This is a genomic window from Methylobacterium sp. TK31, assembly GCF_055361545.1.
Window position 1 is genome coordinate 4,239,316 of record NZ_CM143964.1, and the last position, 21,804, is coordinate 4,261,119.

Below are 21,804 nucleotides of genomic sequence, written 5' to 3' on the forward strand. Positions count from 1 at the left end.
GGCCGACGCTGAGGCTGATCCGATGGGTCGGCTCAACACCCCGCCGCTGTCAAGCGCCGGAGGGCCGCGTCACGCGTCGCAGGGTCAGGTTGCAGCGCCCGCCGGGCACCAGAAAATCGGGCGGCCCGCCGGGGGCGGCGCCCGAGAGCAGGTCCGGCGCCTCCGGGACGAGGCGGTCGACCCCGTGATGGATCAGCCGGGCCGGACCGCCGATCACGAGCGCGTCACCGGCCCGCAGGCGCAGCGAGCGGGTCGGGTCCGCGCGCTGCAGGCCGCCGTAGCGGAAGAGCGCGGTGGCGCCGAGGGAGAGCGAGACCACGGGCGCATCCTGGGCCTCCTCGTCGCGGTCCTGGTGCAGGCCCATGCGGGCGTCGGGCCCGTACAGGTTGACGAGGCAGGCCTCGGGCGGCGCCGGATAGCCCGACAGGGCCTCCCAGGCGGCGAGGGCGGTGGCCGGGATGGCCGGCCAGGGCGCGTCCGTCACGGGGTGGCGCGGCTGGTAGCGGTAGCCGGCCCGGTCGGAGACCCAGCCGAGCGGGCCGCAATTCGACATCCGCACCGAGAAGGGCCGGTCGGTGCGGGGCATCCGCGGCGTGTAGGGGGGCGCGGCCGCCAGCGCCGCCGCGAGTTCGGCAGCGAGGCGCGCCTGCGCCGCGCCGTCGAGATAGCCGGGGACGTGGATCAGGCCGGGAACCAGGACGGTCCCGGCCGGAACGCGGGCGGCCATGGGCGGGGCCGGTCAGACCTTGTGGTCGATGTCGTGCTCGAGCACCGTCTTGCTCTCCACCGTGGTGTCGGCCTTGAGCTGGTAGACGAGCGGGATGCCGGTGGCGATCTCGAGGCTGGCGATGGTCTTGGTGGTCATGCCGTCGAGCACCATCACGAGGGCGCGCAGGGAGTTGCCGTGGGCGGCCACCAGCACGCGCTCGCCCGCCATGACGCGGGGCAGGATGAACTGGATGTAGTAGGGCAGCACCCGGGCGGCGGTGTCCTTCAGGCTCTCGCCGCCGGGGGGCGGCACGTCGTAGGAGCGGCGCCACTGGTGCACCTGGGCGTCGCCCCAGCGCTCGCGGGCATCGTCCTTGTTGAGGCCCGAGAGGTCGCCGTAGTCGCGCTCGTTCAGGGCCTCGTTGCGGATCGTCTCGATCCCGCCGTGGTCCATCTCCTCCAGGATCAGCGCGCAGGTGCGCTGGGCGCGCCGCAGGTTGGAGGTGAAGGCCACGTCGAAGCCGTAGCCCTGCTCCTTGAGCCAGCGACCGGCATTGCGGGCCTCCTCGACGCCAAGATCCGTCAGCTCGGGATCACGCCAGCCCGTGAACAGCTTCTTGAGGTTCCAGTCGCTCTGGCCATGGCGAGCGAGGACGAGAAGGCGATCCATCGGGGGACGATCCTCTTGGTCTTGGAGACGGCACGGGCCTTGGCGAAAGCCTGGGCGGGGACGATGGTGCAGCGCAGCGAAGGCGCATCGGGCGGCTCATGCGCGCGTCAATCTGAACGGCGGATGACGAAACCCGCCCGCGGCGCGTGAGCTTCGTATTAAAGCCCGAGGACGTCGTCCATCCCGTAGAGGCCGGGCGGCCGGGCGAAGGCCCAGAGGGCCGCCCGCACGGCGCCGCGGGCGAAGATCGCCCGGTCCTCGGCATGGTGGCCGACGGTGATCCGCTCGCCGGGGCCGGCGAAGACCACGCTGTGGTCGCCCACCACCGTGCCGCCGCGCAGGGTGGCGAAGCCGATGTCGCCGGGCCGGCGCGCGCCGGTATGGCCGTCGCGGGTGGAGACCCGCGCGTCGGCGAGGGCGACCCCGCGCCCCTCCGCCGCCGCCTCGCCGAGGAGGAGGGCGGTGCCGGACGGGGCGTCCACCTTCATGCGGTGGTGCATCTCGACGATCTCGATGTCGAACTCCTCCCCGAGGGCCGCCGCCATCCGGCGCACGAGCCCGGCCACGAGGTTGACCCCGAGGGACATGTTGCCCGAGCGCACGATGCGGGCGTGGTGGGCGGCCGCCGAGAGCTTGGCGAGATCCGCCTCCTGCAGGCCCGTGGTGCCGACCACGTGGACGATGCGGGCCTGCGCGGCGAGCTCGGCGAAGAAGGTGGTGGCGGCCGGCGCCGTGAAGTCGAGGACGCCCTCGGCCGCCGCGAAGACCGGCAGGGGATCGTCCGTGACCGCGACGCCGAGGGGCGCGAGGCCCGCCAGCGTGCCGGCATCCTGCCCCAGGGCCGCGGAGCCCGCGCGCTCGATGGCGCCCGACAGGGTGCAGCCCTCGGTCTCCGCCACCGCGCGGATCAGCATCCGCCCCATGCGCCCGTCGGCGCCGACCACCACGAGCCGCATCGTCCTCAGCCTCCCGAACTTGTCGCCACCTGTCGCCTCCGCGCTGCGGTACAGCCTCAGGCCGGAGCGGACAAGGATTCAGCGCCCGGCTTGGATTCAGCGCCCGGCTTGCGCCAGCAGGGGCCCGAGCACGTCCGTGACCCCGTTCACGGTGATCTGGGTGCCGACGCAGAGGAGCAGGAAGGCGAAGAGGCGCCCCAGCACCCGGGCGCCGACGGGGCCGATCCAGGTCACCACCCGGTCGGCCGAGCCGTAGGTGAAGCGCACCAGCACCGCGATGGCCAGGGCCGCCAGGGACATGCCGACGTAGAAGCCGATCCGGTCCGGCCCGGGCGCCGGCCGGTTGGAGCCGAGCGCGATCGCCACCGCGATGGTGCCGGGGCCGGTGGTGAAGGGCAGCGTCAGGGGGAAGAACGCGATCTCCGCGAGGTTGCCGGCCGGTTCCCGGGTCGCCTCCGCCTGCTTGCGGGCCTCGCGCGCCTCCGGCGCGGTCAGCAGCGTCCAGGCCGAGGCCGCCACCACGAGGCCGCCGGCGATGCGCAGGGCGGCCAGCGAGACCCCGAAGAAGTTGAGGATCGGCGCGCCGGCCCAGAGCGTCGAAAGCATGATCAGGGCGGCGTAGAAGCCGATGCGCCTGGCGAGCTCCAGGCGCTCGGCATGAGAGTTCAGGGCCGTCACCTGCGCGAAGATCAGCGACGAGCCCACCGGATTCACGATGGAGAACAGCGAGGAGAAGGCGAGCACGAAGCTTTGCAGCGCCGCCTCGGGCGCGATCAGGCTCAGCATCCGCTCAGCCCGGGGAGGGGGCGGGCACCAGCACGCGGGCTGGGGCGAGGCGGGTCGCCCGGCGCACCCGGCGCACGGCGACGGGGCGGTAGAGCTGCTTGGTGGCGTCGACCACGTGCAGGCCGGCGAAGGGCAGGGACAGGCTGGTGCCCAGCCGCTCCCAGGCCCCGGCGGTGCGCAGCAGCAGCCGGTTCTCCACCGGCGGCATGTAGAGGGTCTCGGCCCAGCCCTCGGGGGAGAACTGGGTGGTGCGCATCAGCCGGGCGAGCTGCGAGCGGCTGTAGGGCTGGCCGTGGCCGAAGGGGGTCGCGTCGCGCCGGGCCCAGACGCCGCGCCGGTTGGGCACCACCAGGATCATCCGGCCGCCCGGGGTCAGCACCCGCCAGACGTCCTGCAGGAGCTCGGTCGGGCTCTCGACGGATTCCAGCGCATGGACCAGGATCACCCGGTCCACCGCCGCCTCGGGCAGGGGCATCATGGTCGGGTCGGCGAGCGCCGAGCAGGAGCGGCCGCTGCCGGGCCAGTTCACCACCCCCTGCGTGGCCGGCATGAAGGCCAGGGTCCGCTCGGCGATGACGTGGACGGGGCCGAGATAGGGCGTGGCGTAGCCGAGCCCGAGCACGCGCAGGCCCGAGACCGAACCGAGGAAGCCGTGGATCGCGCGCGCCACGATGCGGTGCGTCACGCCCCCCAGGGGGCTCGCGTAGAAGGCGCGCAGATCGGTGACGTCGAGGCGCATGGATCGGGTTTCGGTACGGTCGCTCGGCTCCGGCAGGAGGCCCGCGGCGCGAAAAAGGTCCTCCCGCATCAATGGGGGCCGCGACCCGGCACGACAAGCCCGGATCAGCCGAGGCCCCGAAGGACCGGGGGACACGGGCCCGGGACCTCGCCCCTGGACCTGCCTCGTCCCGCATCCATTTGGCCCCGTGACCCCGTTCGGCGGCACCGAGGTTCCGCCGCCCGTCGCGCATCCCGATCCGGAAGGACACCCCATGCCAGCCCAGAGCCCCGAGATCCGCACCTTCCTGTGCCGCAGCGACAATATCGGCGTCCTGATCCGCGATCCCGCCACCGGCGCCTGCGCCGCCATCGACGTCCCCGAGGCCGGCCCCGTCCTGGCGGCCCTCGACGAAGCCGGCTGGACCCTCACCGACATCCTGGTCACGCACCGGCACGGCGACCACGTGGAGGGCATCCCGGAGGTGAAGCGCCGCACCGGCGCGCGGGTCACGGCGCCGCTGAAGGCGGGCGACGCGGTGCCGGAGGTCGACGTCGCCGTCTCGGAGGGCGACGTGGTCCGGGTCGGCGAACTCGCGGCGCAGGTCTGGGAGACGCCGGGACACTGCGCCGATCACGTCACCTACTGGTTCGAGAGGGCGGGCGTGGTGTTCGCCGGCGACACCCTGTTCACCCTCGGCTGCGGCCGGGTGATGGAGGCCGAGCCCACGACCCTCTGGCGCTCCCTGGAGCGCTTCCGGCCGCTGCCCGATGCGACGGCGGTCTATAGCGGCCACGACTACGTGCTCTCCAATGCCCGCTTCGCGCTGGCGGCCGAGCCCGGCAACGCCGCCCTCGCCGCCCGGGCGGCCGAGGCCGAGCGCGCCGCGGCGGAGGGGCGCTTCGTGATTCCCAGCACCCTGGGGGCCGAGCGCGCGACCAACCCGTTCCTGCGCGCCGGCGAGCCGAGCCTCGCCCGAGGGGTGGACCTGGCGCCCGGGACCCAGCCTTCGGTTGTCTTTGCCGCATTGAGGGCCTGGAAGAACCGGTTCTGAGTCGTTAAAGGGGCGTTACAGCGAGGCTAGTGCTGTCATTGATACTGGCCTCCTTGGACTTTCGGCCAGGAAATCGGCTTCTCGCGAAGCGGACCTGTCCGGGAGGTTTCGTCCCGCCCCTTCACGAGCCCCGGTGTCCGATTTGATGCAGCCGCCCGGCCCGCCCTTCGCCTTCGGGCACGAGATCGACCTCAGCGAGAGCCGGGGACGCGAACCTTCGGAGGACCAGACGGCCCCGGAGAGCGCCGTCCGCATCTCGGTGCCTCGGGTCGCCCGTCCGGCGCCCCGGGCCGCGGCGCCCCTGGCCGTCGACGCGCGCCTGCTCGCCGTCGCCACGGAGCATCTCCGGCGCCTCGGTCCCAAGCGGGTCACCGTGGTGGCCGTCGCCGCCGAGGCCGGCATGACGCATGCCAACGTCTACCGCTACTTCCCGTCGAAGGACGCGCTCCTCGACGCGGTGGCGGGGCGCTGGCTGCGCGACGTCGAGTCGGAGCTCGCCCGCATCGCCGATGCGCCGGACCCGGCCGACGACAAGATCGAGCGCCTGCTCACCGCCCTGGCCAGCGTCCAGCGCGAGACGCTGGTCCACGAGCCCAACCTCTTCGCCGTTCATCTCGACGCCACCGTGGGCGCGCGCCCCATCGCCCGGCGCCACCGGGTGCGCCTGCGCAGCCTCGTCGAGCGCGTGGTCGAGGAGGGCATCGGCGCCGGCGCCTTCGTGGCCCGGGACCGCGAGCGGGCCATCGCCCACATCTTCGACGCCAGCTACCGCTTCACCCATCCGCTGGCGATCCAGCACGACGCCGACCTGCCGCGCGACCTGGTGGAAGCCCGCCTCGGCGCGGTGATTCTGGCGATCCAGAAGGTGTTGCGGACGGGGACGCTCTGAGCCTCCGTGACAGATTTTCGGCTCTGTCACTTGGCCTTCGCGCGCAGGTAGGTTTTGCGGTCTCGCCGCCAACGTCCTCGGACTGCTCGGCTTTTTCGCGGAGGGCGCCGAACCTGATCGCCCCGGACCCTGGCCCGAACCCTGCTTTGCCCTTCGTGTCTCGGTTGAAGCCCTGGGCCTTTTCGGCCACACACCGCCGCAGCAACGCGCCGGTGGTTGTGCAAGCCTCCGAGCGCCGTGACCGCCACGCAAGGACCGGAGGTTCGTTTCCCCCATGGCACGCAGCAAGATCGCGCTCATCGGCGCTGGACAGATCGGTGGAACCCTCGCGCACCTGGCGGGCCTGAAGGAACTCGGCGACGTCGTGCTGTTCGACATCGCCGACGGCGTCCCCCAGGGCAAGGGCCTCGACATCGCGGAATCCGCGCCCGTCGACGGGTTCGACGCGACCTACACGGGCGCCAGCGACTATGCGGCGATCGCCGGCGCCGACGTGGTGATCGTCACCGCCGGCGTGCCGCGCAAGCCCGGCATGAGCCGCGACGACCTGATCGGGATCAACCTGAAGGTCATGGAGGCCGTCGGCACCGGCATCAAGCAGCACGCGCCCGACGCCTTCGTGATCTGCATCACCAATCCCCTCGACGCGATGGTCTGGGCCCTGCAGAAGTTCTCCGGGCTTCCCACCCACAAGGTGGTCGGCATGGCCGGCGTCCTCGATTCGGCCCGCTTCCGCCACTTCCTCGCCGACGAGTTCAAGGTCTCGGTGGAGGACGTCACCGCCTTCGTGCTCGGCGGCCACGGCGACGACATGGTCCCGCTGGTGCGCTACTCCACGGTGGCCGGCGTGCCGCTCCCCGACCTGGTCAAGCTCGGCTGGACCACCCAGGAGAAGCTCGACGCCATGGTCGAGCGCACCCGCAAGGGCGGCGGCGAGATCGTCAACCTGCTCAAGACCGGCTCGGCCTTCTACGCCCCCGCCGCCTCCGCCATCGCCATGGCCGAGAGCTACCTGCGCGACAAGCGCCGGGTGCTCCCCTGCGCCGCCTACCTCAACGGCGAGTACGGCGTCACCGACATGTATGTCGGCGTGCCGATCGTGATCGGTGCCAACGGTGTCGAGCGCGTCCTCGAGGTCGAATTCAACGGCGACGAGAAGGCGATGTTCGACAAGTCGGTCGGTGCCGTGAAGACCCTGATCGAGGCCTGCAAGGGCGTGAACCCCGCGCTGGCCTAGCACGACCGTCATTCCGGGGCGCCGCAGGCGAGCCCGGAATCCAGGGCGGCCGAGGCGGCAGGCTGGATCGCAACCTGTGTTTCTGGATCCCGGGTTCCGCTGCGCGGCCCCGGGATGACGTTGAGGTTCTCATCCATGAACATTCACGAGTACCAGGCCAAGGCGGTGCTGAAGGAATTCGGCCTGCCCGTTTCCAAGGGTGTGGCGATCTTCAAGCCGGACGAGGCCGAGGCGGCCGCGAAGGAACTCGGCGGCCCGGTCTGGGTGGTGAAGTCGCAGATCCACGCGGGTGGCCGCGGCAAGGGCACCTTCAAGGGCGCGCCCGCCGGGGCCAAGGGCGGCGTGCGCGTCACCAAGTCCCTCGACGAGGTCAAGCAGTTCGCTGGCGAAATGCTGGGCCAGACCCTGGTCACGATCCAGACCGGCGAGGCCGGCAAGCAGGTCAACCGCCTCTACATCGAGGAGGGCGCCCAGATCGAGGCGGAGTTCTACCTCTCGATGCTGGTGGACCGCGAGACCGGCCGCGTCGCCTACGTCGTCTCGACGGAAGGCGGCATGGACATCGAGACGGTGGCGCACGACACGCCCGAGAAGATCGTCACCTTCTCGGTCGATCCCGCCACCGGCGTGATGCCCCATCACGGCCGCCTCGTCGCCAAGACGCTCGGCCTCACCGGCGCCCAGGCCAAGGAGGCGGGCGACCTCACCACGCGGCTCTACGCGGCGTTCACCGCCAAGGACATGAGCATGCTGGAGATCAACCCGCTGGTGCTCACCGGCGACGGCCACCTCAAGTGCCTCGACGCCAAGATCTCCTTCGACTCGAACGCCCTCTACCGTCACCCGGACATCGTGGCGCTCCGCGACGAGACCGAGGAGGACGCCAAGGAGATCGAGGCCTCCAAGTACGACCTGGCCTACATCGCGCTCGACGGCACCATCGGCTGCATGGTCAACGGCGCGGGCCTCGCCATGGCGACCCTCGACATCATCAAGCTCTACGGCGAGGAGCCGGCGAACTTCCTCGACGTCGGCGGCGGCGCCAGTGAGGAGAAGGTCACGGCGGCCTTCAAGATCATCACCGCCGACCCGCAGGTGAAGGGCATCCTGGTCAACATCTTCGGCGGCATCATGAAGTGCGACGTGATCGCCAACGGCGTGATCGCGGCGGTGAAGGCGGTCGGCCTGCAGGTGCCGCTGGTGGTGCGCCTGGAAGGCACCAACGTCGAGAAGGGCAAGGAGATCATCCGGAATTCCGGCCTGAACGTGATCCCGGCCGACGACCTGGACGATGCCGCGCAGAAGATCGTCGCCGCCGTGAAGAAGGGCTGAGAGACCCCATGTCCATCCTGATCGACGCGAACACCAAGGTCCTCTGCCAGGGCTTCACCGGCAAGAACGGGACCTTCCACTCCGAGCAGGCCATCGCCTACGGCACCAAGATGGTCGGCGGCACCTCGCCGGGTAAGGGCGGCTCCAAGCACCTCAACCTGCCGGTCTTCGACACGGTGGCGGAGGCCCGCGAGGCCACGGGTGCGACGGCCTCGGTCGTCTACGTGCCGCCGCCGGGCGCGGCGGACGCGATCTGCGAGGCGATCCAGGCCGAGATCCCGCTCATCGTCTGCATCACCGAAGGCATTCCGGTGCTCGACATGGTGCGGGTCAAGCGCGCGCTCGAGGGCTCGAAGTCCCGCCTCGTCGGCCCGAACTGCCCCGGCATCGTCACCGCCGGCCAGTGCAAGATCGGCATCATGCCGGCCAACATCTTCAAGCCGGGCTCGGTGGGCATCGTCTCCCGCTCCGGCACGCTGACCTACGAGGCCGTGTTCCAGACCACGAATGCCGGCCTCGGCCAGACCACGGCGGTCGGCATCGGCGGCGACCCGGTGAAGGGCACCGAGTTCATCTCGATGCTCGAGCTGTTCCTCGCCGACGACAAGACCGAGTCGATCGTGATGATCGGTGAGATCGGCGGCTCGGCCGAGGAAGAGGCGGCGCAGTTCCTCGCCGACGAGGCCAAGCGCGGCCGCAAGAAGCCCATGGTCGGCTTCATCGCCGGCCGCACGGCGCCTCCGGGCCGCCGCATGGGCCATGCCGGCGCCATCATCTCGGGCGGCAAGGGCGGCGCGGAGGACAAGATCGCCGCGATGGAAGCGGCCGGCATCCGGGTCTCGCCCTCGCCGGCCCGCCTCGGCAGCACCCTCGTCGAGGTTCTGCGCGGCTGACACGCACGGGACGCGGGCCTCGCGTTGTACGAGGTTCAGGTCCGCGCCCCCATCTGACGAACGAGCGACGCGAGCCCGCTGGGGCCCGCGTCTTTCCCGGTACATCCGATTCCGGCCGCGATCCGCGCGGACGGGGTCGGGCAGGGGCCCTCCCCGGCGGAGGACCCCGCACAGCGGCAGGATGACCCGAACGATGGCACGCCAGGACGCGCTCGAAACCTCGTTCCTCTACGGCGGCAACGCCGCCTACATCGAGGAGCTGCAGGCGGCTTACGCCCGGGACCCGAACTCGGTCGATCCCGAGTGGCAGACGTTCTTCCGGTCCCTGAACGAGGACAAGGGTCTGGCGGAGAAGAACGCGGCCGGCGCCTCGTGGGAGCGGCCGAACTGGCCGATCCACGCCAACGGCGAGATCGTCTCGGCGCTGGACGGCAACTGGGCCACCGTCGAGAAGGCGATGGGCGACAAGATCCGCGCCAAGTCCGACACCGCGTCGGCGCCGACCAAGGGCGCCGTCATCGCCTCGGCGCCCGGCATCTCGGTCGAGCAGGCGACGAAGGATTCGGTCCGCGCGATCATGCTGATCCGCGCCTACCGCATGCGCGGCCACCTGCACGCCAAGCTCGACCCCCTCGGTCTCGCCCCGCGCGGCGACCACGAGGAACTGCACCCGCAGCATTACGGCTTCGAGGAGAAGGACTGGGACCGCCCGATCTTCCTCGACAACGTGCTCGGCCTCGAATTCTCGACCATCCGGGAGATCGTCGAGATCCTGGAGCGCACCTACTGCCAGACGCTCGGCGTCGAGTTCATGCACATCTCCAATCCGGAGGAGAAGGCCTGGATCCAGGAGCGCATCGAGGGCAAGGGCAAGGAGATCACCTTCACCCCCGAGGGCCGGCGGGCGATCCTCAACAAGCTGATCGAGGCCGAGGGCTTCGAGAAGTTCCTCGACCTCAAGTACACCGGCACCAAGCGCTTCGGCCTGGACGGCTCCGAGGCGATGATCCCGGCGCTCGAGCAGATCATCAAGCGCGGCGGCGCTCTCGGCGCCGAGGAGATCGTCGTGGGCATGGCCCATCGCGGCCGCCTCAACGTGCTCACCAACGTGATGGCCAAGCCCTTCCGGGCGGTGTTTAACGAGTTCAAGGGCGGCTCGGCCAACCCGGCCGAGGTCGAGGGCTCGGGCGACGTGAAGTACCACCTCGGTGCTTCGTCGGACCGCGCCTTCGACGGCAACAACGTCCACCTCTCGCTGACCGCCAACCCGTCGCATCTCGAGATCGTCGATCCCGTGGTGCTCGGCAAGGTGCGCGCCAAGCAGGACCAGCGGGCCAAGCCCACGGTGGAGCGCACCCGCGTGGTGCCGCTGCTCATCCATGGCGACGCGGCCTTCGCGGGCCAGGGCGTGGTGGCCGAGTGCCTCGGCCTCTCCGGCCTGAAGGGCCACCGCACCGGCGGCTCGATCCACTTCATCATCAACAACCAGATCGGCTTCACCACCGATCCGCGTTTTTCGCGATCGTCCCCTTACCCGTCGGATGTCGCGAAGATGGTGGAGGCGCCGATCTTCCACTGCAACGGCGACGACCCGGAGGTCGTGACCTTCGCGGCCAAGATCGCGATCGAGTACCGCCAGAAGTTCGGCAAGCCCGTCGTCATCGACATGCTGTGCTACCGCCGCTTCGGCCACAACGAGGGCGACGAGCCGGCCTTCACCCAGCCGAAGATGTACCAGCGCATCCGCAAGCACCCGACCGCGCTGGAGACCTACGGCAAGAAGCTCGTGGCCGAGGGCGTCCTGAGCCAGGAGCAGCTCGACGCGCGCAAGGCCGAGTTCCGCGCGATGCTCGATGCCGAGCTGGAGGTGGCGGGCAACTACAAGGCCAACAAGGCCGACTGGCTCGACGGCCGCTGGGCCGGCTTCAAGGCCGTGCGCGAGGACGTGGACGATCCCCGCCGCGGCAAGACCGGCGTGGCGGTGGAGACGCTGCGCGAGATCGCCCAGCGCATCACCACGCCGCCGCCCGGCTTCCACCTGCACCGCACGATCCAGCGCTTCTTCGACAACCGCGCCAAGGCGGTGGAATCGGGCCAGGGCATCGACTGGGCCACCGCCGAGGCCCTGGCCTTCGGCTCGCTCCTCATCGAGGGCCACCGGGTCCGGCTCTCGGGCCAGGACGTCGAGCGCGGCACCTTCTCCCAGCGCCACGCCGTGGTGATCGACCAGGAGAACGAGCAGCGCTACACCTCGCTGAACTCGATCCGCGAGGGCCAGGCCAGCCTGGAGGTCATCAACTCGATGCTCTCCGAGGAGGCGGTGCTCGGCTTCGAGTACGGCTACTCCGCGGCCGAGCCCAACGCCCTGGTGCTGTGGGAGGCGCAGTTCGGCGACTTCGCCAACGGCGCCCAGGTGGTCATCGACCAGTTCATCTCGTCGGGCGAGCGCAAGTGGCTGCGCATGTCGGGCCTGACCCTGCTGCTGCCGCACGGCTACGAGGGCCAGGGGCCGGAGCACTCCTCCGCCCGCCTGGAGCGCTTCCTGCAGATGTGCGCCGAGGACAACATGCAGGTCGCCAACTGCACGACGCCGTCGAACTACTTCCACATCCTGCGCCGCCAGCTGCACCGCGAGTTCCGCAAGCCGCTGATCCTGATGACGCCGAAGTCGCTCCTGCGCCACAAGAAGGCGGTCTCGCCGATCGAGGCGATGGCGGAGGGCTCGAGCTTCCACCGCGTGCTCTGGGACGATGCCGAGCGCGACGAGGACGGCATCAAGCTCGTCAAGGACGACAAGGTCCGGCGCGTCGTGCTCTGCTCGGGCAAGGTCTATTACGACCTCTACGAGGAGCGCGAGAAGCGCGGCGTCAACGACGTCTACCTGATGCGCGTCGAGCAACTCTACCCGTTCCCCCTGAAGGCGCTGGCGGGCGAGATGGCGCGCTTCCGCAACGCCGAGGTGGTGTGGTGCCAGGAGGAGCCGAAGAACATGGGCTCCTGGACCTTCGTCGAGCCTTACCTCGAATGGGTGCTGGGCCAGGCCCAGTCGCCGGTCAAGCGCGCCCGCTACGTCGGCCGCCCGGCCTCCGCCTCCACGGCGGTGGGCATGCTCTCGAAGCACCAGGCCCAGCTCCAGGCCTTCCTCAACGAGGCGCTGGCGGTCTGACCGCCGGCCCTTCCCGACCCTTTTCGATCCGAGGGCGCCGCGCGAACGGCGTCCCGAACCCTCCGGACGGACACTGAACCATGGCAACCGATATCGTCGTCCCGACCCTGGGCGAATCCGTGAGCGAGGCCACCATCGGCCGCTGGTTCAAGAAGCCGGGCGACGCCGTGGCGGCCGACGAGCCCCTGGTGGAACTCGAGACCGACAAGGTCACCCTGGAGGTGAACGCCCCGGCCGCGGGCGAGCTCGGCGAGATCCTGGCCAAGGACGGCGAGACGGTGGAGCCCGGCGCGCTTCTCGGCTCCATCGTCGAGGCCGGCGGGGGCAAGGCCGCGGCGCCGAAGAAGGCCGACGCGAAGGCCGAGACCAGGACAGAGGGCAAGAGCGAGGGCAAGCCGGCCGAGGCGCCGGCCCAGACCTCCTCGGCCGGCTACGGCAACCACGGCGAGGCCGTTCCCCAGGCGACCCGCGAATCCGGCGACCACGGCCCTGCGGTCGCCAAGATGGCGCGCGAGTCGGGCATCGACCCCGCGACCCTGAACGGCAGCGGCAAGGACGGCCGCGTCACCAAGGGCGACATGCTGGAGGCGACCGCCAAGGGCCCGTCCGCCCCGGTGCCCGCACCCGCCCGGGAGGCCAAGCCGGCCGCCCCGCGCGCGCCCTCGAAGCCCGACGATGCGGCGCGCGAGGAACGCGTGCGCATGACCAAGCTGCGCCAGACCATCGCCCGCCGTCTCAAGGACGCGCAGGACACCGCCGCGATGCTGACGACGTTCAACGACGTCGACATGTCGGCCGTGATGGCGATGCGGAGCCAGTACAAGGACATCTTCGAGAAGAAGCACGGCACCAAGCTCGGCTTCATGGGCTTCTTCACCAAGGCGGTGATCGGCGCCCTCAAGGACGTGCCGGCGGTGAACGCCGAGATCGACGGGCAGGACCTCGTCTACAAGAACTACTACCACATCGGCATCGCCGTCGGCACCGACAAGGGCCTCGTGGTGCCCGTGGTGCGCGACGCCGACGACCTCTCGATCGCCGGCATCGAGAAGAAGATCGCCGGCTTCGGCAAGAAGGCCCGCGAGGGCAAGCTCTCCATCGACGAGATGCAGGGCGGCACCTTCACCATCACCAACGGCGGCATCTACGGCTCGCTGATGTCGACCCCGATCCTCAACGCGCCGCAATCCGGCATCCTCGGCATGCACCGCATCGAGGAACGCCCGGTGGTCCGCGCCGGCAAGATCGAGGCGCGGCCGATGATGTACCTCGCCCTGTCCTACGATCACCGCATCGTCGACGGGAAGGAGGCCGTGACCTTCCTCGTGCGCGTCAAGGAGGCGCTGGAGGATCCGGCACGCCTCGTGCTCGACCTCTAAGGCCCGGCAGCTGCCGTCCGCCGGCCGCGCCCCCGCGCGGCCGGACGCTTCCGCGCGCTTCGTCCATCGATGGTGGGGCATGACCCGCCGCCCAATCCAGCGAGTCAGATTCCCATGTCCTACGATCTCGTCGTCATCGGCACCGGCCCCGGCGGTTACGTCTGCGCCATCCGCGCCGCCCAGCTCGGCCTCAAGACGGCCGTGGTGGAGAAGCGGGCCGCCCATGGCGGCACCTGCCTCAACGTCGGCTGCATCCCCTCGAAGGCCTTGCTGCACGCCTCGGAGGCGTTCGAGGAGGCGGGCAAGCACTTCGCCGACATGGGCGTGATCGTGAACGCGCCCGAACTCGACCTCGCGAAGATGATGACCTTCAAGCAGGACGGCGTCGACGGCAACACCAAGGGCGTCGAGTACCTGCTGAAGAAGAACGGCATCGACGCCTATCGCGGCACCGCGCGCCTCGCGGGTGCGGGCCGCGTCGAGGTGCTGTCCGAGGACGGCGGCAACCAGCTCCTGGAGACGAAGAACGTCGTCATCGCCACGGGCTCGGACGTCACCCGGCTCCCGGGCGTCACCATCGACGAGACCATCGTCGTCTCCTCCACCGGCGCCCTCGCGCTGGAGAAGGTCCCGGGCAAGCTCCTCATCATCGGCGCCGGCGTCATCGGCCTCGAACTCGGCTCGGTCTGGCGCCGCCTCGGCTCCGAGGTGACCGTGGTCGAGTACCTCGACCGGATCCTGCCGGGCATGGACGGCGAGGTCGGCAAGCAGTTCCAGCGCATCCTCGGCAAGCAGGGCATGCAGTTCAAGCTCTCGTCCAAGGTCACGGGCGTCGAGGTCAAGGACGGGGCCGCCACCGTCACGGTGGAGCCCGCCGCCGGCGGCGAGGCCGAGAAGCTGCAGGCCGACGTCGTGCTCGTGGCCATCGGCCGGGTGCCCTACACCGAGGGCCTCGGCCTGGAGACGGTGGGCGTCGGCCTCGACAACAAGGGCCGCATCCAGACGGACAGCCATTACGCCACCAACGTCACGGGCATCTACGCCATCGGCGACGTCATCGCCGGGCCGATGCTGGCCCACAAGGCCGAGGACGAGGGTGTCGCCGTGGCCGAGCTGCTGGCTGGCCAGTCGGGCCACGTGAATTACGGCGTGATCCCGAACGTGGTCTACACCTATCCGGAGGTCGCCTCGGTCGGAAAGACGGAGGAGGAGCTCAAGAAGGACGGCATCGCCTACAACAGCGGGAAATTCCCCTTCACCGCCAATGGCCGCGCCAAGGTGAACCACACCACGGACGGGTTCGTGAAGATCCTGGCCGACGCCACCACCGACCGGGTGCTCGGCGTCCACATCGTCGGGGCCGATGCCGGAAACCTGATCGCGGAGGTCGCGGTGGCGATGGAGTTCGGCGCCTCGGCCGAGGACGTGGCCCGCACGTGCCACGCCCATCCGACCCTGACGGAAGCGGTGAAGGAAGCCGCCCTCGCGGTGGGCAAGCGCGCGATCCACATCTGATCCGCAGCGCCGGACCCGAAAAGCCCGACCGCCGCTCCCCGAGCGGCGGCCGTTTCGATTCCGCCGGCACGAAGAGCTTCGTTTCGCCCTGGCCCCGAGAGCGGTCAGGGCGCCTGGCAGGCCATCACCTCGGCCGCCTGGGCCACGCTGAGGGCCCGCTCGCGAACCTGGCGGGACAGGCCCGGCCGCTCCGAGACCGCGGCGGCCTCGCGCTCGAGGGTGGCGTTGCAGGCGCAGGACCGATGTCCGGCCGTGTCGAAGCAGGCGTCGTGGCGCATGCAGGCCGCGTCGAGGTCGTCGGTGGGCGCAAGACCTTCGCCGCGCTGGCCGGCGCCGCAGTAATTGCCGTGAAACAGGGCCTTGCCCTCCAGCACCTGGACGAGGTCGGCCTTGGGCAGCGGCGCCTCGTCGGGGCGGTCGGTCGGGGTGAGGTCGTTGGCGGGGCCGCCGGCCCTGTCGGCCGAGCCGCGAAGCGCCCTGGGAATCCCGGAGGCGGGCCCGGGCTGGTTCAGGGGCTCGCCCGCACGCCCGTTGGAATCCGCCAGGTCCGGCAGCGGAGGCGGCGGCCCCGGCCGGACCTCCTCCTCCACCGGGACGTCCGGCGCCTCGGTGGCGCTCCGGGCGGGCGTCTCCGCCACCATCAGCAGCAGCGCGGCGGCGATCGCCGCGGCAAAGGCGCGAAACCGGTCGGTCAAGGCTCTCGTCTCCCGTCCACCGGACCCCCTCCCGCCCGGGCCGCGGCGGGGTCCCCGTTGGTCAGCAGATACGGCGAAGGTGGCAAGACCGTTCCGCCCGGCAGGATCCGGCTTCCGGCCTCCGACCTCGCGGAACGGGCGATCTCGGGCCCGTACCCGCCGAGGAGATGCGCCCGGGAGATGCGGGGGGCGGGAGATACGGCGGGCGATTGACAGGCCGGGGCGCGTGCGACCTCTGGGAGCACCGTGAAGCGCAGGGAGAACCAACATGAAGGTCGTCGCGGATCTGTGCATCGTCCCGATGGGCGTCGGCCCCTCGGTCTCGCCCTACGTGAAGGAGATCAAGGCGATCATCGACGCCAGCCCTCTCCAGGCCGAGATGCATGCCAACGGGACCAACATCGAGGGCGAACTCGGCGACATCTGCGCGCTGATCGAGGCCTGCGAGGCCAGGCTCAGCGAGATCGGCGTCCAGCGCGTGTTCTTCACGATGGCGTTCTCGTCGCGGCGCGACAAGGCGCAATCCATGGCGGACAAGCTGAAGGCCGTGCTCTGAGCGGCGGCGGCCGGCGGGACCGTCACGGCTTCGGCGCATCCGATTTCGGCCGGTCCAGCGTCTCGCCGGCCACGCATTCCCGCAGGTACGTGTCGCGGCCGGCGCCCGTGATGCCGCTCCTGTCCGCCTGCGCCCGGCAGACCGCCTCGCCGGGCGACTCCGCGCGGGAGTCCGGAGGCGCCGGCTGCGCCGCGGCCGGCGTCGCCAGGCCGAGGGCCAGGAGCAGGATGTGGCCGTGCCGGAATCTCATGCTGAAGCCTTCCGTCCAAGTCGCGTACCCACGGCAACGCATCCGGACGTTCTCTCGATCCGTCGACCGGGGCGGCTGAAAGTGTGTGGAATCACACGTTGGAGCGATCGACGGATGAAGTCTTAACCGCCCCTGGCCGATGACCGGGACTTGCCGGCGGTCGTCGTTGGTTCTCTCGGCGCGCGGATCACCGGATCACCGATGGATGCCAAGATCATCATGATGAAGGCACGATTGATCCGGACGCAGCGCTTTCGGTGGACGCACTCGGCCCGCTGGCTGAGCGCCATCAACCTGCTCGCGGTGGTCGGCCTCTGCCTGGTCTCGGGCTACATGCTCTGGCAGATGCGCGTCGATGCGGCCCGGCGCTCCGAGGTGACGTCGCGCAGCCTCGTGCAGGTCCTCGGGCGGGACATCGCCCGCAACATCGAGCTCTACGACCTCTCGCTGCGGGCGGTCGTCGACGGCCTGAAGCTGCCCGAACTCGCTCAGGCCGATCCCGCGCTCCGGCAGATGATCCTGTTCGACCGGGCCGCCACGGCCGAGAATTTTGGGCATACCCTCGTGTTCGACAGGACGGGCAAGCTCATCATCAGCTCGAAATCCCTCGAGCCCGAGCCGCTCAACTACGCCGACCGCGAGTATTTCCAGTACCACGTCAAGCATCCCGGGAACGAGCTGCACGTCAGCCAGCCCCTGATCTCGCGCCTCACGGGCAAGCGCGTGCTGATCATCAGCCGGCGCCTGTCGGACCCGGACGGCAGCTTCGCCGGGGTGGTCCTCGGCTCGATCTACCTCGACTATTTCCGCCAGCTCTTCGCCGCCGTCGGCGCGGAGCATGCCGGCACCGTCACCCTCTACGGTCCGGGCGGCGCGATCATCATGCGCGAGCCCTACGACGAGAGCGTGATCGGCCGCAGCGTCTCGGCGACCGACAGCTACCGGAAGTTCTTCGATGCCTCGGGGGACCACTTCAGCGGCCCCGCGATGGTGGGCGAGGGAACCCGCGACTTCGTCTTCACGCAGGTCGGTGACCTGCCGCTCCACCTCAGCATCGCGGTGTCTCCGGAGGAGATCTACGCCGACTGGTGGCACCGCGCCCTCGTCCTCGGCGGGGTGGTGCTCAGCCTCTGCGCCACCACCATCGTCCTCACCGGGCTGTTCCGGCGCGAACTGCACCAGCGCAAGGCGGCCGAGCAGGCCGCCCTCGACCTGAACGTCCAGCTGGAGAAGCTGGCGACCACCGACGCCCTGACGGGCCTCGCCAACCGGCGCCGGTTCGACGACGCCCTCGGGCGCGAATGGCGCCGCGCGGTCCGCAACCGGCTGCCGCTCTCGCTCCTCGTGCTCGATGCCGACTACTTCAAGGGCTTCAACGATCGCTACGGGCACCAGCAGGGCGACGAGGCCCTCCGGCTGATCGCCCGCTCCATCGACGCGAGCATCGCCAGCGCCTCCGACACGGCCTGCCGCATCGGCGGCGAGGAGTTCGCCGTCATCCTCCCCGACACCGACGCGGCGGGGGCGGAGATCGTCGCCCACCGCATCCGCGACGCCGTGGCGGGCTGGGCGCTGCCCCATGCGAGCAGCCCGCTGGGCATTCTCACCGTCAGCATCGGCGTGGCGCAGATCCCCGAGATCCGGGCGGTCGACCCGGCCGCCTTCGTCGAGGCGGCGGACCAGGCGCTGTATGCGGCCAAGGCGAACGGGCGCAACCAGGTGCAGGTGCGGCGCCGGGACAAGGCCGGCCTCCGCCTGGCGGCGGGCTGATTCCCGGGCGCAAGACCGGCGGAGCCTATTTCGGCAAGACCGGCGGAGCCTATTTCGGCAGGACCGGCGGAGCCTATCTCGGCAGGACCGGCGGAGGCCCATCGGGAATCACCGGCGGAGCCGATCTCGGCTTGGCTGCCGGGGCGCCGAGTTCCCGGGCGATGCCGGCGAGGCCCTGGTCGTAGACGCCCTCGATATCGGCCCGGGCTTCCGCCTCGCCCATGCCGGCCGGGTCGAAGGTGGCGCTCCACACCACGGTCGCACCGGTGCCGTTCGGCCGGACCTGGAGGGTGGCGTTGTAGGCCGCCACCGGCAAGGGACCCTCGATGAAGGCGTAGCTGTAGCTCATCCCGGCCTCGTCGCGCCGGGTCTCGGCCTCGACCAGGATGCCGAGGCCTCCGGCGATGGTGAGCCGGCGCATCGGCTCGTTGTCCTCCCGGTCCGCATCGTCCCGGGTCCCGGAGGTCTCGCAGGCGACGACCTGCGGATGCCACAGGGCGATCGCGCAGAAGCCGCCGACGAGCGCCCAGACGGCGGCGGGCGGGGCTGGGATGTCGCGGCTGCGGGAGACCTCGACCGCGCCGGCCGGGCCGGCCAGGGCCGTGAGGGCGATCCCGAAGATGGCCTGTCGCATGATCGTTTCCCCCGCATCTGCTCAGCGCAACCGGGCGGCGGGAGGGAAGGTTGCGCCGCGTCTCAGGGGAGAGCGCCGATGCCGCGCAGGTAGGCGGCGCTCGCCGGGTGCAGCCAGGCACGGGGCGCGGCCTCGACGAGGTTGCGCGGGTCGCTGTCGCCCCCCTGCGGGTAGTTCCGCGCCAAGTGCGCCTGGCTCCCGGCCAGGGCCGCGACGAAGCGCGTGACGGCGGCGCCGTCGATGCCCGGACGGGCGAGGACGAAGCTCCAGGAGCCCACCGTGTCGATGGGCGTGTGCTGGCTCTTCAGGGCGTCCGCCGGCACGGTGCGGCGGCGCAGGGAGGTGCCCAGCGCCAGGATGCGCGCGATCGCGTCCGGCGCGGGCCCGAAGAAGCGGGCGCCGCCGGGCGCCTCCGCCAGCGTCCGGAAGCCCGGCCAGCCGAGGCCGGCGCCCCAGAGCGCCGCGGCGCGGCCGTCCTGGACCAGGACCGCCCCGTCGCCGGCCCGGTCGAGGAGGATCGGCTCGATGTCGCGGTCGGGGTCGATGCCCGATCCCGCCAGAACGGTCCGGCCCATGACGGTGAGGCCGGAGGCGTGGGTGCCGAGGACGACGCGCCGGCCCCGCAGGTCCGGCACCCCGCGGATGTCGCTGGCCGCCGGGACGACGAAGAGGCCCGGCGAGGCGTTCACGGGCGCGACCACGGTGAGGCGCGGACCCGCCTCGGGTCCCGCCGCGAGGGCGTCGGTGGCATAGTCGCCCTGGACGAGGGCGAGATCGACGGCGCCGCTCCGGAGGAGGCCCACATTCTCGGCCGAGCCCTTCGAGGGCTGAAGGGTGACGGACAGGGCGGGGTCCACCGTGCGGAGCGCCTCCACCAGGGCCTGACCGAAGGCGGGGAACGAGCCCCCCGGCGTCGCCGTCGCCAGCACGAGGCCGTCCGGCGCGCCGGCCGATCGCGCCCGTCCGGGCCGGATCAGCGTCGCCGCCGTGGCTCCGAGGAGGAATGTGCGCCTGCGCATGGGTGCACCCGGTGTGTCAGGGGGCCGGTGTCGCCCGGGAGCGCCCCGGCCCACGAGGTCGGGGGATCCGGGGGATCGGGGCCGCCATTCAAGCGGAGGCGGCCGGCGTCGCGCAAGGCCCGCGTCGCGCCGCCAGGGAGCCAAAAGCGGTCTCGGAGGCTTGATCCTGCGAGGCGTGGCCGCGCGGGCTGCGCGCAACGTGCAAGCTGAAGTGATCGTCATGCGGACTCGATCGAAACTCGGCCTCGCGGCCCTGGCCGTCCTCCTCCTCGGCGGCGCGGCCTTCGTGCGCTTCATCGTCTATCCCGAGCAGGCCACCCTCGAGGCCTCGGCCGGCCAGGGCGCGAGCCCGACGCTGCCGGCTCCCAACCCGACCCTGATGCCCACCGTGAACATCGCCCGCGTCGCCCGCTGGGAGAACGGCGCCAAGCCCCAGGCCGCGTCCGGGCTGCAGGTGGCGGCCTATGCCGAGGGCTTCGATCATCCGCGCTGGATGTATCTCCTGCCCAACGGCGACGTGCTGGTGGCGGAGGCCAACAAGCCGCAGACCGACGACCCCTCGACCGGCGTCGCCGACTGGGTGGCCGACAAGGTCAAGAGCATGGCCGGCGCCGGCGTGAAGAGCCCCGACCGCATCGTGCTCCTGCGCGACGCGAACGGCGACGGCGTCGCCGAGGAGCGCCACGTGCTCCTGAAGGACCTGCACTCGCCCTTCGGCATGGCGCTGGTCGGCTCCGACCTCTACGTCGCCAATGCGGATTCGCTGGTGAAGGTGCCCTACCAGGTGGGCCAGACCGAGATCACCGCGACGCCCGAGAAGGTCGTCGACCTGCCCTCCGGCATCAACCACCACTGGACCAAGAACGTCATCGCCAGCCCCGACGGGCAGACGCTCTACGTGACCGTCGGCTCGAACAGCAATGTCGGCGAGAACGGCCTCGACAAAGAGACCGGCCGCGCGGCGATCTGGGAATACACGATCTCGAACAAGCAGATGCGCGAATACGCCACCGGCCTACGCAACCCCAACGGCCTCGGCTTCGAGCCGGTGACGGGCAAGCTCTGGACGGCGGTGAACGAGCGCGACGAGATCGGCAGCGACCTCGTGCCGGACTACATCACCTCGGTGCAGGAGGGCGGCTTCTACGGCTGGCCCTTCAGCTACTGGGGCAAGAACGTGGACGAGCGCGTGCAGCCGCAGAAGCCCGACCTCGTCGCCAAGGCCATCGCCCCGGACTACGCGGTCGGCACCCACACCGCCTCCCTCGGCATCGCCTTCTCGCAGGCGAGCAGCCTGCCGGAAGCCTGGAAGAGCGGCCTGTTCGTCGCCCAGCACGGCTCGTGGAACCGCCGGCCGAAGAGCGGCTACAAGGTGATCTACGTGCCCTTCAAGGACGGCAAGCCCACCGGTCAGCCGGTCGACGCGCTGACCGGCTTCCTCAACGCCGACGAGAAGGCCCAGGGGCGCCCCGTCGGCGTGATCCTCGACAGGACCGGCGCGCTGCTGGTCTCGGACGATGTCGGCAAGACGATCTGGCGGGTGAGCGCCACCAGCCGGACCCAGTAGCGGCCGCCGA

At 70.8% G+C, this 21,804-nt stretch carries 20 protein-coding genes; 11 read left to right on the forward strand and 9 right to left on the reverse strand.

Annotated elements, in window-relative coordinates; genetic code table 11:
* Positions 1–49: 49 nt before the first annotated feature.
* The 5 genes from ACXJY8_RS19690 to ACXJY8_RS19710 all read right to left on the reverse strand — a co-directional run bounded on the left by ACXJY8_RS19690 (position 50) and on the right by ACXJY8_RS19710 (position 3,859).
* Positions 50–727: an alpha-ketoglutarate-dependent dioxygenase AlkB gene (locus ACXJY8_RS19690; RefSeq protein ID WP_463772499.1), complete on the reverse strand. Its 678-nt coding sequence runs from the start codon at positions 725–727 to the stop codon at positions 50–52.
* A gap of 12 nt (positions 728–739) precedes the next feature.
* Entirely contained in the window at positions 740–1,378 is a 639-nt protein-coding gene (locus tag ACXJY8_RS19695) for a 2,3-bisphosphoglycerate-dependent phosphoglycerate mutase (RefSeq protein WP_463772502.1), read from the reverse strand.
* Between the two features lie 158 nt (positions 1,379–1,536).
* Entirely contained in the window at positions 1,537–2,334 is a 798-nt protein-coding gene (gene dapB, locus ACXJY8_RS19700; protein WP_463772505.1) for a 4-hydroxy-tetrahydrodipicolinate reductase, read from the reverse strand.
* A 96-nt stretch (positions 2,335–2,430) separates the two neighbouring features.
* Positions 2,431–3,120 carry a MarC family protein gene (locus ACXJY8_RS19705; RefSeq protein ID WP_056495212.1) on the reverse strand — a complete coding sequence of 230 codons (690 nt, stop codon included), beginning with the start codon at positions 3,118–3,120 and terminating at the stop codon, positions 2,431–2,433.
* Between the two features lie 4 nt (positions 3,121–3,124).
* Entirely contained in the window at positions 3,125–3,859 is a 735-nt protein-coding gene (locus tag ACXJY8_RS19710) for a class I SAM-dependent methyltransferase (RefSeq protein WP_463772508.1), read from the reverse strand.
* A 253-nt stretch (positions 3,860–4,112) separates the two neighbouring features.
* Here ACXJY8_RS19710 and gloB point away from each other — a divergent pair, with 253 nt between their 5' ends.
* From gloB to lpdA, 8 genes are all read left to right on the forward strand, one after another.
* Entirely contained in the window at positions 4,113–4,892 is a 780-nt protein-coding gene (gene gloB / locus ACXJY8_RS19715; RefSeq protein WP_463772509.1) for a hydroxyacylglutathione hydrolase, read from the forward strand.
* Between the two features lie 142 nt (positions 4,893–5,034).
* Positions 5,035–5,781, forward strand: coding sequence for a TetR family transcriptional regulator (locus ACXJY8_RS19720; protein WP_463780843.1), 747 nt, complete (start codon positions 5,035–5,037; stop codon positions 5,779–5,781).
* 274 nt (positions 5,782–6,055) lie between these two features.
* Positions 6,056–7,018 (forward strand): malate dehydrogenase, encoded by a 963-nt coding sequence (mdh, locus tag ACXJY8_RS19725; protein WP_463772510.1) that lies wholly within the window; start codon positions 6,056–6,058, stop codon positions 7,016–7,018.
* Positions 7,019–7,153: 135 nt separating this feature from the next.
* Positions 7,154–8,350, forward strand: coding sequence for an ADP-forming succinate--CoA ligase subunit beta (gene sucC / locus ACXJY8_RS19730; protein WP_463772516.1), 1,197 nt, complete (start codon positions 7,154–7,156; stop codon positions 8,348–8,350).
* 8 nt (positions 8,351–8,358) lie between these two features.
* Positions 8,359–9,243, forward strand: a complete 885-nt coding sequence (gene sucD, locus ACXJY8_RS19735; RefSeq protein ID WP_463772519.1) for a succinate--CoA ligase subunit alpha — start codon at positions 8,359–8,361, stop codon at positions 9,241–9,243.
* 193 nt (positions 9,244–9,436) lie between these two features.
* Positions 9,437–12,409 carry a 2-oxoglutarate dehydrogenase E1 component gene (locus tag ACXJY8_RS19740; RefSeq protein ID WP_463772523.1) on the forward strand — a complete coding sequence of 991 codons (2,973 nt, stop codon included), beginning with the start codon at positions 9,437–9,439 and terminating at the stop codon, positions 12,407–12,409.
* A gap of 80 nt (positions 12,410–12,489) precedes the next feature.
* Positions 12,490–13,788: a 2-oxoglutarate dehydrogenase complex dihydrolipoyllysine-residue succinyltransferase gene (odhB, locus tag ACXJY8_RS19745; protein WP_463772525.1), complete on the forward strand. Its 1,299-nt coding sequence runs from the start codon at positions 12,490–12,492 to the stop codon at positions 13,786–13,788.
* Positions 13,789–13,902: 114 nt separating this feature from the next.
* Complete coding sequence (gene lpdA, locus ACXJY8_RS19750) at positions 13,903–15,303, forward strand: dihydrolipoyl dehydrogenase (protein WP_463772528.1); 1,401 nt, start codon at positions 13,903–13,905, stop codon at positions 15,301–15,303.
* Positions 15,304–15,407: 104 nt separating this feature from the next.
* Here lpdA and ACXJY8_RS19755 read toward each other — a convergent pair whose 3' ends face one another.
* On the reverse strand, positions 15,408–15,944 hold the full coding sequence (locus ACXJY8_RS19755; RefSeq protein WP_463780846.1) for a phospholipase A2 family protein: 537 nt from the start codon (positions 15,942–15,944) through the stop codon (positions 15,408–15,410).
* 322 nt (positions 15,945–16,266) lie between these two features.
* Between ACXJY8_RS19755 and ACXJY8_RS19760 the strand changes: the two genes are divergently transcribed.
* Positions 16,267–16,554 (forward strand): MTH1187 family thiamine-binding protein, encoded by a 288-nt coding sequence (locus ACXJY8_RS19760; RefSeq protein ID WP_463772530.1) that lies wholly within the window; start codon positions 16,267–16,269, stop codon positions 16,552–16,554.
* A 22-nt stretch (positions 16,555–16,576) separates the two neighbouring features.
* On the opposite strand, the gene ACXJY8_RS19765 is transcribed toward ACXJY8_RS19760, so the two are convergent.
* Entirely contained in the window at positions 16,577–16,804 is a 228-nt protein-coding gene (locus tag ACXJY8_RS19765; protein ID WP_463772532.1) for a hypothetical protein, read from the reverse strand.
* Positions 16,805–17,005: 201 nt separating this feature from the next.
* Between ACXJY8_RS19765 and ACXJY8_RS19770 the strand changes: the two genes are divergently transcribed.
* A complete protein-coding gene (locus tag ACXJY8_RS19770) occupies positions 17,006–18,574 on the forward strand; it encodes a sensor domain-containing diguanylate cyclase (RefSeq protein ID WP_463772536.1) in 1,569 nt (522 codons plus the stop codon).
* Positions 18,575–18,647: 73 nt separating this feature from the next.
* Here the strand turns inward: ACXJY8_RS19770 and ACXJY8_RS19775 are convergent, their stop codons facing one another.
* Both ACXJY8_RS19775 and ACXJY8_RS19780 read right to left on the reverse strand, forming a co-directional pair.
* On the reverse strand, positions 18,648–19,208 hold the full coding sequence (locus ACXJY8_RS19775; RefSeq protein WP_463772539.1) for an SRPBCC family protein: 561 nt from the start codon (positions 19,206–19,208) through the stop codon (positions 18,648–18,650).
* 62 nt (positions 19,209–19,270) lie between these two features.
* Positions 19,271–20,227, reverse strand: coding sequence for a TAXI family TRAP transporter solute-binding subunit (locus ACXJY8_RS19780; protein ID WP_463772542.1), 957 nt, complete (start codon positions 20,225–20,227; stop codon positions 19,271–19,273).
* Positions 20,228–20,447: 220 nt separating this feature from the next.
* Between ACXJY8_RS19780 and ACXJY8_RS19785 the strand changes: the two genes are divergently transcribed.
* On the forward strand, positions 20,448–21,794 hold the full coding sequence (locus ACXJY8_RS19785) for a PQQ-dependent sugar dehydrogenase (protein WP_463772546.1): 1,347 nt from the start codon (positions 20,448–20,450) through the stop codon (positions 21,792–21,794).
* Positions 21,795–21,804: the final 10 nt, after the last annotated feature.